6 protein-coding genes and 1 pseudogene are annotated in these 15,376 nt (G+C 44.5%); 6 read left to right on the top strand and 1 reads right to left on the bottom strand.

Annotation, left to right across the window (positions count from 1 at the left end):
- Window positions 1–151: 151 nt before the first annotated feature.
- The 6 genes and pseudogenes from gltB to ACZ42C_RS12575 all read left to right on the top strand — a co-directional run bounded on the left by gltB (window position 152) and on the right by ACZ42C_RS12575 (window position 14,232).
- Complete coding sequence (gene gltB / locus ACZ42C_RS12600; RefSeq protein WP_461180815.1) at window positions 152–4,771, top strand: glutamate synthase large subunit; 4,620 nt, start codon at window positions 152–154, stop codon at window positions 4,769–4,771.
- Window positions 4,772–4,888: 117 nt separating this feature from the next.
- The gene (locus ACZ42C_RS12595) at window positions 4,889–6,376 is read left to right on the top strand and encodes a glutamate synthase subunit beta (protein WP_461180816.1); all 1,488 of its coding nucleotides are present in this window, start codon (window positions 4,889–4,891) and stop codon (window positions 6,374–6,376) included.
- Between the two features lie 211 nt (window positions 6,377–6,587).
- Window positions 6,588–7,658: a dual-specificity RNA methyltransferase RlmN gene (rlmN, locus tag ACZ42C_RS12590; protein WP_461180817.1), complete on the top strand. Its 1,071-nt coding sequence runs from the start codon at window positions 6,588–6,590 to the stop codon at window positions 7,656–7,658.
- A 446-nt stretch (window positions 7,659–8,104) separates the two neighbouring features.
- A pseudogene (locus ACZ42C_RS12585) lies at window positions 8,105–10,154 on the top strand (catalase).
- 336 nt (window positions 10,155–10,490) lie between these two features.
- A complete protein-coding gene (locus ACZ42C_RS12580) occupies window positions 10,491–12,530 on the top strand; it encodes a catalase (protein ID WP_461180818.1) in 2,040 nt (679 codons plus the stop codon).
- Window positions 12,531–12,675: 145 nt separating this feature from the next.
- Window positions 12,676–14,232 carry a Na+/H+ antiporter NhaC family protein gene (locus ACZ42C_RS12575; protein ID WP_461180819.1) on the top strand — a complete coding sequence of 519 codons (1,557 nt, stop codon included), beginning with the start codon at window positions 12,676–12,678 and terminating at the stop codon, window positions 14,230–14,232.
- Between the two features lie 347 nt (window positions 14,233–14,579).
- On the opposite strand, the gene fdhD is transcribed toward ACZ42C_RS12575, so the two are convergent.
- Window positions 14,580–15,365 (bottom strand): formate dehydrogenase accessory sulfurtransferase FdhD, encoded by a 786-nt coding sequence (fdhD, locus tag ACZ42C_RS12570; RefSeq protein ID WP_461180820.1) that lies wholly within the window; start codon window positions 15,363–15,365, stop codon window positions 14,580–14,582.
- Window positions 15,366–15,376 lie beyond the last annotated feature (11 nt).

Here is a 15,376-nt window from a genome sequence, read left to right as displayed (position 1 = left end):
TCCATTATTCTGATTTTTATGTGAAAGGAAAAATCATGGTATAATAAAAGAACAACCAATTAAATGGTATTTTATTACTTTAAATTCCATTTAATTCCATATAACGATCGCAGTTTATTATCTATATCCTAAGAAAGGAGCTGTTATAAATATGAGAAGGGTTAAACATACAGTTCAGACACCTGCGCCCCAGGGGCTTTATCTTCCGGAGTTTGAACATGAAGCTTGTGGAATTGGAATGGTTGCCAATATTAATGGGAAAAAGACGCATAACATCGTTCAAAATGCGATAAACATGCTTTGCAATATGGAGCATCGCGGCGGACAGTCTGCTGATACGAGCACCGGCGATGGTGCCGGAATACTCACTCAGATTCCTGACCGTTTTTTTCAAAAACAGTGTGCCAAAGAAAATATCGTTTTACCGAGAAAAGGAAAATACGGAATTGGCATGGTTTTTCTTCCGGGTGATCATGAGGTTCGTATGGAAGCAAAAAAAATATTTGAACACATGGTGGAAGAAGAGGGTCAAACGTTTCTTGGATGGCGGCCGGTGCCTGTAAATGAATCTTTTATAGGAGAGGTTGCTGCAAAGAGCAAGCCTTCCATCAGGCAATTTTTTGTACAGCGGTCTGCGGAAATAAAGGATCACAAGGAATTTGAGCGGAAGTTGTTTGTCATACGCAAACGCATTGAAAAAGAAATCTTGAATAACCCTGTGTTTGCAGACACCCACGTATGCAGCCTGTCCACGAGAACGATTGTGTATAAAGGAATGTTGATCCCGGAACAGCTTGATTCCTTCTATATTGATTTAAACCACCCGGACTTTCGGTCAGCGATGGCTATCGTGCACTCCCGGTTCAGCACCAATACGTTTCCAAGCTGGAAAAGAGCCCATCCAAACCGTTATACGATTCATAACGGAGAATTCAATACTTTGCGGGGAAATGTGAATTGGATGAGGGCAAGGGAAAAAATGTTATCTTCCATTCACTTTTCAGAGGAAGAGATGGAAAAAATACTGCCGGTCAACGATGAGGATGGCAGTGATTCATCGATATTTGATAACACATTGGAATTCCTGCATTTATCGGGACGCTCACTTGCTCATGCAGCCATGATGATGGTGCCGGAGCCATGGGCGAATGATGAGGAGATGAGCGCGGAGAAGCGTGATTTTTATGAGTACCATGCCACGTTAATGGAGCCCTGGGATGGACCTGCCGCATTTGTTTTCACGGATGGCAGCCAGATCGGTGCCAGCCTGGACAGAAATGGCTTAAGACCTGCCCGTTACTATGTAACAAAAAGTGGCATGATTGTGCTTGGTTCCGAAGTCGGTGCACTGGATATCTTTGCCGACGATGTTTTATATAAGGACCGGCTGCAGCCCGGGAAAATGCTTCTCGTAGATCTGGAAAATGGAATTATTATACCGGATGAGGATATTAAAAAAGAAATTGCCTCCAAACAACCCTATAAGGAATGGTTAAAAAATAAGATCAATCTGGAAGACATCCCGGAAGTTAAAAAAGTAAAGCACCGGTTCAAAGGGGTGGATTTGAAGAAACGGCAGCGTGCTTTCGGTTATACAAAAGAAGACGTGGAAAAAATGATTAAACCGCTGGTAACAGAAGGAAAGGACCCCATTGGTTCCATGGGATATGATTCCCCGTTGGCTGTATTATCCAAGAAACCACAGCTTTTGTATAACTATTTCAAACAGTTATTTGCCCAAGTGACCAATCCGCCCATTGATGCCATTCGGGAAAAAATAATAACAATGACAGAAACAACGATTGGCAGGGAGGGGAATTTAACAGCTCCCAATGAAACCAGCTGCAAACAGATACGTCTTAAGACACCGCTGCTGACCAACGATGAGCTAGATAAGCTGCAGGGTGGAAAGTTGGACGGATTTCAAACAGTAACCCTGTCTACGTTGTTTCCGGCAACAGAAGGAAATTTGGAAAGAGCCATGGAAGTTTTGTTTGAAGAGGCCGATCAGGCGATGGAAGAAGGAGCTGTTTTGCTCATATTGTCCGACCGTGGTATGGATGCAAATCAAGCAGCGATACCTTCACTGCTTGCAGTTTCCGGTCTGCATCATCATTTGATCCGTAAAGGAGTCCGGACGAAAGTAAGTTTGCTACTGGAATCCGGTGAACCGCGTGAGGTACACCATTTTGCGGCATTAATCGGTTATGGGGCAGAGGGAATCAATCCCTATTTGGCCTATGAATCCATCTTTGCATTGGTGGACCGGGGAGATATAAAAGCCATGCTGCCTAAACAGGCCATGGAAGCATATAATCAGGCGGTTACAGACGGAATTGTAAAGGTCTTATCCAAGATGGGAATATCGACAATCCAAAGTTACCGGGGAGCACAAATCTTTGAAGCAATTGGCATTCGAAAAGATGTCATCGACAAATACTTTACCGGAACGGCTTCGAGGCTTGGCGGTATCGGCATCGATATGATAGAAAAAGAGACATTAATGCGGCACCGTGACGGATTTACTGAAAACCGCGGTACGGATTTCTCGCTTCAGCACGGGGATGAATACCAATACCGGGTGAATGGAGAGGATCATCAGTACAATCCGAAAACGATCCCGACACTGCAGCATGCATGCCGGACCAATAACTACGAACTTTTTAAGGAATACAGCAATCTGTTAAATAATGAAAATAATAATCTGCAGTCATTAAGAGGTTTGCTGGATTTTAAAAAGCGGAAACCTGTTCCGATTGATGAGGTGGAGTCGGTGGAAGCAATATGTGCGAGATTTAAAACCGGTGCCATGTCGTACGGTTCACTCAGTCAGGAAGCCCATGAGGCATTGGCCATTGCTATGAACCGGGTGGGCGGAAGAAGCAACAGCGGAGAAGGCGGGGAGTCCCCTGACCGATTTACACCGGATGAAAACGGCGACCTGCGCAGAAGTGCCATTAAACAGGTGGCGTCCGGAAGGTTTGGTGTAAACAGCCACTACCTCGTCAATGCTGATGAAATCCAGATTAAAGTCGCCCAGGGAGCAAAGCCGGGAGAAGGTGGACATTTGCCGGGAAACAAAGTATATCCATGGGTGGCCGAGGTCCGCGGCTCTACTCCCGGTGTGGAATTAATTTCCCCGCCGCCGCATCATGATATTTATTCCATTGAGGATCTGGCGGAACTGATTTATAACTTGAAAAACACAAATCCGAAAGCAAGAATCAGTGTGAAGCTTGTTTCAGCCGTAGGTGTCGGTACGATTGCGGCAGGGGTGGCCAAGGGCCGTGCCGATGTGGTGCTGATCAGCGGCTATGATGGTGGAACCGGGGCAGCGCCGAAAACAAGTCTGAAGCATACCGGGCTTCCGTGGGAAATCGGGCTGGCTGAAACACATCAAACATTGCTGTTAAACGGCTTGAGAGAAAAAATTGTTGTGGAAACAGACGGTAAAATGATGACAGGGAAGGATGTGGTGACAGCTTCCCTGCTTGGAGCTGAGGAATTTGGCTTTTCCACAGCCCCGCTCGTAGTACTTGGCTGCGTGATGATGCGTGTCTGCCATTTGGATACCTGTCCGGTAGGGGTAGCAACACAAAATCCGGAACTGAGAAAAAAGTTTACGGGAGACGCAGAACATGTGGCAAATTTTATGCGGTTTGTTGCTCAGGAGGCCCGTGAAATCATGGCGGAACTCGGATTCCGTACTATCGATGAAATGATTGGCCGTACAGATGTGCTGAAAAGAAAAGAAAAAGTGAATCATTGGAAAGCGGCTGGTGTAGATTTATCCGCATTGCTGTATCAGCCGGAATTAATTCCGGAAACAGGCCGTTTTAAACAAGTGGAGCAGGACCATGGAATAGAGAAAACCCTTGACTTTCAGGAACTCATTCCGAATTGCAAGGCCGCATTGGATTCAGGGGTGCCGGTGGAGTTTACTACGGCGATCCGTAATATACACCGGGTGACAGGTACACTGCTCGGCAGTAAAGTAACCAAACGGTATGGTGAGCAAGGGTTGCCTGAAGGTACGATTAAATTAACTTTCAATGGATCAGCTGGTCAAAGCTTTGGAGGATTTATCCCTCCTGGAATGACACTCAGACTGATTGGCGATGCCAATGATTATGTTGGAAAAGGACTGTCAGGCGGAAAAATTATTGTCCATCCGGATCCAATTGTTACGTTTCCGGCTGAGAGAAATACAATTATCGGGAATGTCGCCTTTTATGGTGCTTCAAGAGGCGAAGCTTATATAAGAGGACTGGCAGGCGAACGATTTGCAGTAAGAAACAGTGGTGCTTCCATTGTCGTAGAAGGGGTCGGTGACCACGGGTGTGAATATATGACCGGCGGAACCGTGGTTGTGTTGGGGCCGACCGGGAAGAACTTCGCTGCAGGCATGTCCGGAGGAACAGCCTATGTCTATGATCCGAAAGGCGTCTTTGCATCCAAAGTAAATAAAGGGCTTGTTGATGCCGAGCCAATAACTGATTTTATCGAGTTGAAAAAAGTATATCAATTAATCAGTAAACATGTCGATTACACCGACAGTAAACATGCGGGCAGTATTTTGACTTATTGGGAGGAAAGTATGCGTCATTTTGTCCGTGTCATACCGAAAGCCTACGCGAAGATGCAGGAGCGAATCAGTGTATTCATGGATGAAGGGATGAGTACCGAAGAAGCACAAATGCGCGCCTTTGAAGAAAGCAAACAGCCTGAGGAAGAAACAAAAACAGAAAAGAGGATGGCGTTGAAAGTATAGGTGATAAAAGAAGAAGGAAGTGATGTAGGGAGAGGCGGAGGAGCATGGTTGCCCCTCCCTGAAATTCAGATAAAGAAAGATATTATACAGACCTTACCTGTTTAAAGGAGGACTTTGATGGGAAAGCAAACCGGTTTTATGGAATATAGTAGAGAAGCAAGACAAGGCAGAGAGCCGTCGGTCCGTACGATGGACTGGCATGACTATACAAAGCCAATGTCCGAAAAGAAAGTGCAAATACAGGGTTCGCGCTGTATGGACTGTGGTGTTCCCACCTGCCATACAGGAATGGAGATTAACGGAGTGACAACAGGGTGCCCGGTGTATCATCTCATTCCTGAATGGAATCATCTGGTCTATCAGGGGAAATGGAAGGACGCGCTGGAGCGGCTGCAGGAGATGAACAATTTTCCGGAGTTCACAGGAATTGCCTGCCCTGCTCCGTGTGAAGGTGCCTGTGTACTTGGTATCAATGAGCCGCCGGTTGCGATCCGTACTGTGGAGCGGTCTATTATCGAAAAAGGATTTGAAGAAGGGTGGATCGTACCAGAGCCACCGGAAAAAAGAACCGGAAAAACCGTGGCGATCGTAGGTTCAGGTCCTGCGGGGCTTTCCGCAGCTGCCCAATTGAATAAAGCGGGTCACGCGGTAACTGTTTTCGAAAAAGACGACCGGGTAGGCGGACTGCTGACCTATGGAATTCCGGAGATGAAGCTGTCTTATGAAATCGTTTTGCGCAGGGTATCCATTTTGGAAGCGGAAGGTATTGATTTTGTGACGAATACCGAAGTTGGAAAGGATGTAACGGTTTCTGAGCTGAATAGTGAATTTGATGCTGTCATTTTATGCGGCGGGGCCTCCGTTCACCGGGATATTCAAGTGGAAGGAAGCCAATTGAAAGGCATACACCGTGCGATGGATTTTCTGCATGCCAACACGAAAAGCTTACTGGATTCCGATTTGGAGGATGGTAATTATATTTCCGCTGCGGATAAGGATGTTATCGTAATTGGCGGCGGGGATACTGGAACAGACTGCCTGGCTACATCTGTCAGACATAACTGCAAAAGCCTGACGCAATTTGATATTTATGATAAAAAAGGGCTTGTGCGTGATGAGGAAACAAATCCTTGGCCGCAATATCCGACGATACACCGTGTGGAATATGGGCATAAGGAAGCGGAAGCTGTTTTTGGGCAGGACCCCCGTGCATATACAGTAATGACAAAGAAATTTGCCGGCGATGAAAATGGGAATGTTAAAGAAGTTCATACCATTAACGTGAAGACAAGTTTTGACGAAAAGGGCAATAAAATCCGTGAAGAAATACCCGGCACGGAAAAAGTATGGCCTGCAGATCTTGTTCTGGTGGCCATTGGTTTTAGTGGCCCGGAGCAGGAGCTGATTGAGCATCTTGGCGTGGAAACGACGGAAAGATCGACGGTAAAAGCAACGCATGAAGATTATACGACCAATGTGGAAGGTGTATTTGCCGCAGGTGATATGCGGCGCGGCCAAAGCCTCATCGTCTGGGCGATTAACGAAGGCAGGGGAGCAGCCCGTGAATGTGATCGTTATTTGATGGGGGAGACAGTATTGCCGTAGGGATGGAGGGACAGGTACCTCATCCCCTTTTCCATACGATTGTATTTCTGAAAAGGTAGTTTGAATACCGGTGTTGCCCGGATATAGTTTTGGTGTACGGTTGCAGCTGCCTTTCGCTCACATAAAACATTGCTAAAACCCTCAAATTGTAGTAAGATAATAAATTGCAATATAATAGCAATAAGGCTTCTGCGAAATGAGGTTTCCAAAAATGACAAAACCATCTATTTATGGACTGACATATGAACAATTGACTGATTGGCTGACCGACCACGGACAGCAACGCTTCCGTGTGGATCAGGTCTGGAATTGGCTGTACAAGAAACGTGTGGCCACATTCAGAGATATGAAAAATGTGAACAAACAAACCATCGAGCTGCTCGAGGAAAACTTTGTGTTGCATACAACGGAAGAAGAAATGAAGCAGGAATCCAAAGACGGCACCATTAAATACCTGTTCAGGCTCTCGGACGGAAATTTAATTGAAACCGTTCTGATGCGGTTTAACTATGGCCTGTCTGTCTGTGTAACAACACAGGTTGGATGTAATATTGGGTGCTCCTTCTGCGCAAGCGGTTTATTAAGAAAAAGCAGGGACCTTTCCAGTGGAGAAATCGTGGAGCAGATCATGAACGTCCAGAAGCATTTGGATGAAAAAGGAGAAGGCGAGCGTGTCAGTCACATTGTGGTGATGGGCATCGGCGAACCTTTTGACAACTTTGATAATCTGATGGATTTTCTCTATGTCGTCAATGATGACAGAGGCTTAAATATAGGTGCAAGGCATATTACTGTATCAACGAGTGGACTTGCCCATAAGATTTATGAGTTTGCCGATACAGGAATCCAGGTTAATTTGGCTATTTCCATTCATGCACCGAATAATGAACTGAGAACCAGTATTATGAAAATTAACAAAGCCTTTCCGATTGAAAAGCTCATGAAGGCTGTTGATTATTACCTGGAGAAAACGAATAGGCGCATTACGTATGAATATATCATGCTGAATGATGTCAATGACCATGAGGAAGAGGCATTACAACTTGCCAAATTACTCGAGGATCATCGCCATCTGGCGTATGTCAACTTAATCCCGTATAACACAGTTGATGAGCATAGCTATTATCAGCGCAGTGATTCGGAAACGATTCAGGCATTTTTTGAAACATTAAAAGGAAAAGGGATCCATTGCGGCGTGCGTTGGGAAAATGGTGCAGACATAGATGCTGCATGCGGTCAGCTGCGCAGTAAGCAGATGAAGAAAAAGAATGTGGTGTCCTAATAGAAAAAAGGTTCAAATCAATCATGATTTGGGCCTTTTTACATACTTCCCATGCTTGATCAAACGTTTGATTTACCTCGATGAAAAGCTGCTCTCATATTCATTCAGCAGGTGCATCAACCTGTGGATCAATGGTACACAATCAGCTAATATACAATCCTGCCAAATCCAAGTAGATTTACGATGATAACCCTATTCTTATTAAAGGATTATAGAAAAAATAACCCTGAGGAGAGTAAGAAAACTCCATCTTCCCCCTTTCGTCTTCGGCTACAGCAGGCGCCGTTTCCATATGATGTCTGATTTTCTCCGTTAATTCCGTACATTCTTCATGGGTAAATAGATTCTATCAAATTGAGATACTTGGCTTTCTACTTATCCATAGTTTACCTGAAAAAGGAGCAGGGAAGAGGTTGATAACACTACTACCAAGGAGGAGCATACGTATGAAAGATGAGCGCAGCGTAAACGGCAACTCCAAAAATGAGCAGTTGGACAAGTATCGTGTGGACGATAGTGGAAAAGATTTGACGACCAATCAGGGGCTCAGCGTATCCGATGATGAATTTTCCCTAAAGGCGGGTGAGCGCGGACCGACCTTAATGGAAGACTTTCATTTCCGGGAAAAGATGACTCATTTTGACCATGAGCGTATTCCGGAGAGAGTCGTACATGCCAGGGGATTTGGTGCTCACGGAGAATTTGAATTATATGATTCCATGAAAGATGTAACAAAGGCAAAGTTTCTCCAGAAACCAGGTTCCAAAACTCCTGTCTTTGTACGATTTTCAACTGTGCAAGGGTCCAAAGGTTCAGGAGAATTGGCAAGAGACGTACGGGGGTTTGCTACAAAATTTTATACAGAAGAAGGAAACTTTGATCTGGTTGGGAATAACATGCCCGTCTTTTTCGTTCAGGATGCAATTAAGTTTCCGGATCTGGTACATGCCTTAAAACCGGAACCTCATCATGAAATGCCACAAGCAGCTTCCGCACATGACACATTTTGGGATTTTATTGCCAATAACCAGGAATCCGCTCATATGATTATGTGGAAAATGTCACCGAGATCCTTGCCCCGCAGTTTTCGAATGATGGAAGGGTTTGGCGTTCATGCCTTTCGCTTTGTGAATGATGAGGGGGAAGCACATTTTGTAAAGTTCAGCTGGAAGCCAAAGCTTGGCGTTCATTCCACGGTATGGGATGAGGCGCAAAAAATAAATGGGAAAGATCCGGATTTTCATCGTGGTGATTTATATGAAGCGATTGAAAATGGAGATTACCCGGAGTTTGAATTGGGGGTTCAATTAATTCCGGAAGAAGATGAATTCAGGTTTGACTTTGACCTGCTTGACCCGACAAAAATATGGCCGGAAGAAGATATTCCTGTAAAAATCATTGGTAAAATGACATTAAACCGGAATGTGGATAATGTGTTTGCAGAAACGGAACAGGCAGCCTTTCACCCGGGACATGTAGTGCCAGGTATTGATTTTTCCAACGATCCATTACTTCAGGGAAGGCTTTTTTTCCTATACAGATACACAGTTGATCCGATTGGGGGGACCAAACTTCCACGAATTACCTATCAATCGGCCTGTTTGTCCTTTCCATAATAATCAACGGGATGGTTTTGGAAGACAAACCATTAATACAGGAAAGGTGAATTACCATAAGAATTCATTGGCAAATAACACCCCGGCACCGGTGCCTCCGGAAAAGGGAGGATATGAACATTACCAGGAGAAAATGGAAGGGCGTAAGGTGAGAGCCAGAAGTGAAAGCTTCAAAGATCATTTCTCCCAGGCAACCATGTTCTGGAACAGTATGTCCAAGCAGGAAAAAGAGCATATCATTTCCGCATTCAGTTTTGAACTTGGGAAAGTAAAAAGTAAAGATGTGAGAAAGCAAGTAGTGGATATGTTTGCCCATGTTGATTTGGCAATGGCCCGAGAAATTTCCGGAAATATTGGAGTGCATGCTCCAGAGGAAGGCGGTTCAGACGTGGAGAAATCTTCTCCGGCTTTGAGTATGGAGGATACGGCCTATTCTCCTGCAACACGGAAGGTAGCAGTGCTGTTGACTGATGGGTTTGAAGGTGAGGATGTTAAAAACATTCTGGAACAGCTGGAAAGAAAAAAGATGTATGTGGAGATAGTCAGTGATAAACAAGGTATGATAAAAGGGACAAAAGATGTAAAAGTGGAAGCAGACCATACCTTTGTCACTGCCGATCCGGTTCTGTTTGATGCTGTTTATGCAGCAGGCGGAATGGAAAAGAGCAAGGAGTTTGACTCCAATGCATCCTACTATCTAAAAGAAGCTTTTTCCCACTTCAAACCAATTGGCGCTACCCATGAAGGGAAAGATTTAATTAAAGCACAAAATCTGTCAGCACAGTCCGGTGTTATTATGGAAGCTTCCGTTAACAGCTTTGCGGAGCAATTCACAGAAGCGGTCAGCAAGCATCGATTTTGGGACAGGAACGTCGGGTGAAGAGAGGAAACAAGTCCTTTCTGCAAAGTTTGCGGAAAGGATTTTTTGCGCGTTAAGAAATATATAATTTTAGCAATCTTTACGGTGGGATGGGGAACTGCTGTACCGCAGTCCCAAATCTTTACGGTGGGGCGAGGAACTGCTGTACCGCAGTCCCAAAGAAGTGGATTCAAGGAAGTGAAAATTTTTAAGTTTTATTTAAAATAACGAACGAATTTACTTAAAGACGAGTGAATGCGAGCTGTTATTAACAGGCATCTCATACATTTTCACTCATATAACAGGTCCTTTGGGGAAGGATAAGGTCAGACTAACAAAAGGAAAGGAAATGTGAGTATGAGTGATAATTTTGAGAACAAGAAGCAGGAGCAGCTTGAACAGTTTAAGGCGGATGATTCAAATAAGAAACTGACGACTAACCAGGGGTTAAAAATGTCAGATGACGAACTTTCCTTAACAGCAGGGGAGCGGGGCCCGACGCTCATGGAAGACTTTCATTTTCGTGAAAAAATTACACATTTTGACCATGAACGGATCCCGGAGCGGGTAGTACATGCCCGTGGTTCTGCTGCCCATGGGGTATTTGAGGTATATGAATCGATGAAAGAATATACGAAAGCCGGTTTTCTGCAAAGAGCGGGACAGAAAACACCGGTATTTACCCGCTTTTCCACCGTGGTCGGAAGTCGTGGTTCTTCTGATATTGTGCGTGATGTCCGCGGGTTTTCCACCAAGTTTTATACAGAAGAAGGGAATTATGATCTCGTCTCCAACAACATGCCTGTATTCTTTATACAGGATGGAATAAAGTTTCCTGATATTGTTCATGCGATTAAACCTGAGCCGGATAATGAAATTCCTCAGGCCACGGGAGCCCATGATACATTTTGGGACTTTGTCGCAAATAATCAGGAAACTGCTCATCAGGTGATCTGGTTAATGTCTGATCGTGCGATCCCCCGAAGTTACCGGATGATGCAAGGTTTCAGCATCAATACGTTCCGATTTGTCAATGAGCAGGGCAAGGCGCATTTTGTGAGATTCCATTGGATACCGAAACTGGGTGTGCATTCCTTTGTTTGGGACGAAGCGCAAAAAATATCCGGAAATGATCCTGATTATCATCGAAGGGATTTATGGGAAGCGATTGAGGCCGGTGATTTTCCCGAATATGAATTAGGTGTTCAGCTTATTGAAGAAAAAGATGAGTTTGCCTTTGATTTTGATATTTTGGATGCGACGAAATTATGGCCGGAAGAAGAAGTACCGCTGAAAATCATTGGTAAATTAACCTTGAACCGGAACGTGGATTACTTCTTCGGGGAAACCGAGCAAGTTGCTTTCCATCCGGGTCATGTCGTTCCCGGAATAGATTTCACGAATGACCCACTTCTACAGGGACGTCTATTTTCCTATACAGACACACAGTTGATAAGGCTGGGTGGACCAAACTTTCACGAAATCCCGATTAATAGGCCGGTATGTCCTTTCCATAATAATCAGCGGGATGGATACCATAGACAGACAATCAACACAGGCAAGGTTTCCTATCATAAAAATTCCATTGCAGCCAATACACCAAAGCCTGCCACGGAAAAAGAGGGCGGATTTGCTCACTACCAGGAAAAGGTGGAAGGTAAAAAGGTCCGTTCGCGCAGTGCTACTTTTAATGACCATTTTTCACAGGTGAAGCTGTTTTGGAACAGTGTGAGCGATGTTGAAAAGCAACATATTATTGATGCTTTCAGCTTTGAGCTTGGAAGAGTAAAAAGCATGGCTATCCGACAACAAGTAGTGGATATGTATGCCAAGGCCGATGTTGGGCTTGCTGCTGCTTTCGCCAAAAATATCGGTGCACAAATACCGACATCAGGCGGCCTGAATATTGCCAAATCATCTCCGGCGCTGAGCCAGTCAACGACGACAAAAACTGCTGCCACCCGTATGGTTGGGGTTATACTGGATAACGGATTTAACGATGCGGATGTGAAAGAAATTTTACATGGATTAAATGGACAAGGATTGAAATATCACATCATCAGTGAACGACAGGGTGCAGTCGAGGGTGCAAACGGAGAAAGCATGTTGGTTGATCACACATTCTCAACTACGGATTCAGTGAATTACGACGCATTATATATCGTTGGCGGACCGGCAGAAAGCAATAAATTTCACAAAATGACAACTCAGTTTCTGAACGATGCATTTAAGCATTATAAAGCTATTGGAGCCACCCATGACGGGGTAAAGTGGCTGACCGAACAAAATATTAAAGAGAGCCCCGGGGTAGTCGTACACGGTGACAAACAGGCCTTTGTCGAGCAGTTTATTCAGGCTGTTGCTGCACACCGGCATTGGGGACGTCAGTTGTATTAAAGAACGGAAGATGTATTGAAGGCGCAGTTTAAAGTTGACTGTGCCTTATTATAAGTTTTATTAATATTTACAATAGACAAAAAGCAGGAATTTTTCTTTGCAAATAGAAGTATAATAATATACTAACTTTGAAAGGAGATTTGCTATGGGTTTTGGTGTGTTATCACTTTTGCCTCCGGTTATTGCAATAGTACTTGCACTTATTACCCGAAATGTAATTCCTGCATTGTTTGCCGGCGTATGGCTTGGCGCTACAATGATCTATGATTGGAATCCGTTTATGGGGTTGTATGCAAGTTTCAGTGATTTCATCATTCCGAATGTAGGTGATCCGTGGAGTGCCACCGTACTCATTTATTGCGGCTTATTTGGTGTGCTTATAGCATTTCTGCAAAAAACAGGCGGTGCCCACGCGATTGCGAATGCCATTTCGAGAAAAGTAAAAACAGCAAGAGGTGCCCAGGGATCCACGATGATGTTCGGACTAATTATTTTCTTTGAAGATTATTTTAATGCCCTTACTGTGGGAAGTGTTATGCGTTCAGTGACAGATAAAATGCGGGTTTCCCGTGAAAAGCTTGCCTATATTGTGGATTCTACTTCTGCACCCATTTGTCTTCTGGGTCCGGTTTCCACCTGGGTTGTTTTTGTGATGGGACTGATTGGGGCACAGTTCATAGAATTGGGCATGACAGGGTCGGAATATATGACTTACATCTTTACCATCCCGTTTAACTTTTATGCTATTTTAGCCATTATACTTGTTGCGATTATTATTTTCCTGAAATGGGATTTTGGTCCGATGGCACAAGCTGAATACCGTGCAAGAACTACCGGAAAGCTTCTTCGGGATGGTGCCGAGCCACCGTCAGATGACGAAATGATGGATGTGGAAATGCCGGAAAGCTATACGCCCAAAATAAAAAATATGGTCATTCCCATCGTTGTTTTGGTCGGACTGATTCCACCACTGTTTCTCTGGACCGGAGGATATCCGGAACAGGATTTTGTTACCGCATTTGGGGAAGCGGATGGAGCAACATCGATCCTCATTGCCGCTTTTGCTGCAGGTATTGTAGCGCTGTTCATGGGAATGCAGCAAAAATTGTATAATTTCAAAGAAGCCATGTCCATTATTGTAACCGGTTTTCGCAGTATGATGCTCGTATACATTATTTTGGCTTTGGCATGGTCAATTGGAAGTGTGACATCAGAACTTGGGACAGCAGATTACCTGGTTCATTTTGCCGAGCAGACAACATCACCGGTCGTTATCCCTGTCCTTATATTTATTGTGGCAGCCATTGTCGCTTTCACTACAGGCACATCCTATGGTACATTTGCCATTATGATTCCCATCGCCATGCCGCTTGCTGTTTCCATGGATATTTCCATTTACCTGGCTATAGCTGCTGTATTCAGTGGCGGGATTTTCGGGGATCATTGTTCACCTATCTCTGATACGACCATATTGTCTTCTGCAGGTTCTTCAAGTGATATGATCGATCATGTAAATACACAAATACCATTTGCGGTTACTGCCGGAGTCAGCGGGATATTATCCTTCCTGATTGCGGGTGTGACAGAATCCGCTCTCATGGCACTCGGAGCAGGAGTATTAACCCTGTTTATTCTTGCATTTGTTCTGCATAAAATGTGGGGGAAACCTATCCCGGTCAAATATGAAAAGATGGTTAATTAATTGAATAAAAGTGAACAGCCGGAAAGGTGTATTATTTTTAAGAACTGAAATTTAGTAGACACGATGGGCTCCGGTAACATACTCCACTTGTCCAAGGAGGCTGGTGAGCCTCTCCGGAAACGTGGCTCCCTGTATGTCTCGCCGATGCATGAGATCTCGTGGGAGTTTTCATTTGTTACCGGAGCTAATGTGTTTTGAGTTAACAAATCTACTTATGGTATGCCCCCTCCATGAAGGTAGGAAGATTAATAAATGCCGCCAATAACTCACCAGCTCTACTAACTAGCTTACGCAGCCTTTCAAAGTTGCCCATAAATACTCAAATGGCCGATAAATGAACAGCGTCTCTATACGCCGACAATCCGCTCTCCGTGTGTATAAATATTCAACTTATTTCCGCGGGCAAATCCAACTACCGTGATTCCCAAATCATTTGCAAGTTCCAGGGCCAGAGATGTCGGGGCTGACTTTGAAATTAATATCCCGACACCTATCTTGGATATTTTCAGCAAAACCTCTGAAGAAACCCGACCACTGAAAACAATCAATTTATCGGTCAGGCTGATTTTATTTTCCAACACATGGCCGTAAATTTTATCCAGTGCGTTATGCCTGCCGATATCTGTCCGGATAAACAGTAATTCCTCCGGTGTGCAAAGGGCTGCGTTGTGCACCGCACCAGTCTTTAAAAATTGCTCAGATTCTTCCTGCATGTGACGCATCAGTTCCATGCTTTTTTTCACCTGGACAGTGAGTTTACTGCGGACGGTTTTGGCTGTGCGTACATCACTTTTAAAATAAAATTGCCGGCTTTTTCCACAGCACGATCCGATAAACCGTTTGGAATGATCTTCAATGAGGAGCGGGCGGTCCACTTCCACATATGCAAAGCCTTGATCCTCATCAATGTGCACAGAACTGATTTCATCAAACCTCCGTATCACTCCTTCTGAGGCAAGAAAACCAACAATCAATTCGTGCATGTGGGTGGGGGAGCAGATCATTGTGGCAAACTCCTCCCCATTTAAAACAACTGTCAGCGGGAACTCTTCTGCCAGTTCCGCGCGTTCTTTTGAAAAAGTCTCTCCGTCATATCGGGTAATCTCCCAGTCATCCTGCTTTGTATGTTTCATTCATTTCACCC

The organism is Virgibacillus kimchii (genome assembly GCF_055379185.1).
Note: the sequence above shows the minus strand (reverse complement) of the source record. Positions and strands in the feature narration are given on the sequence as shown.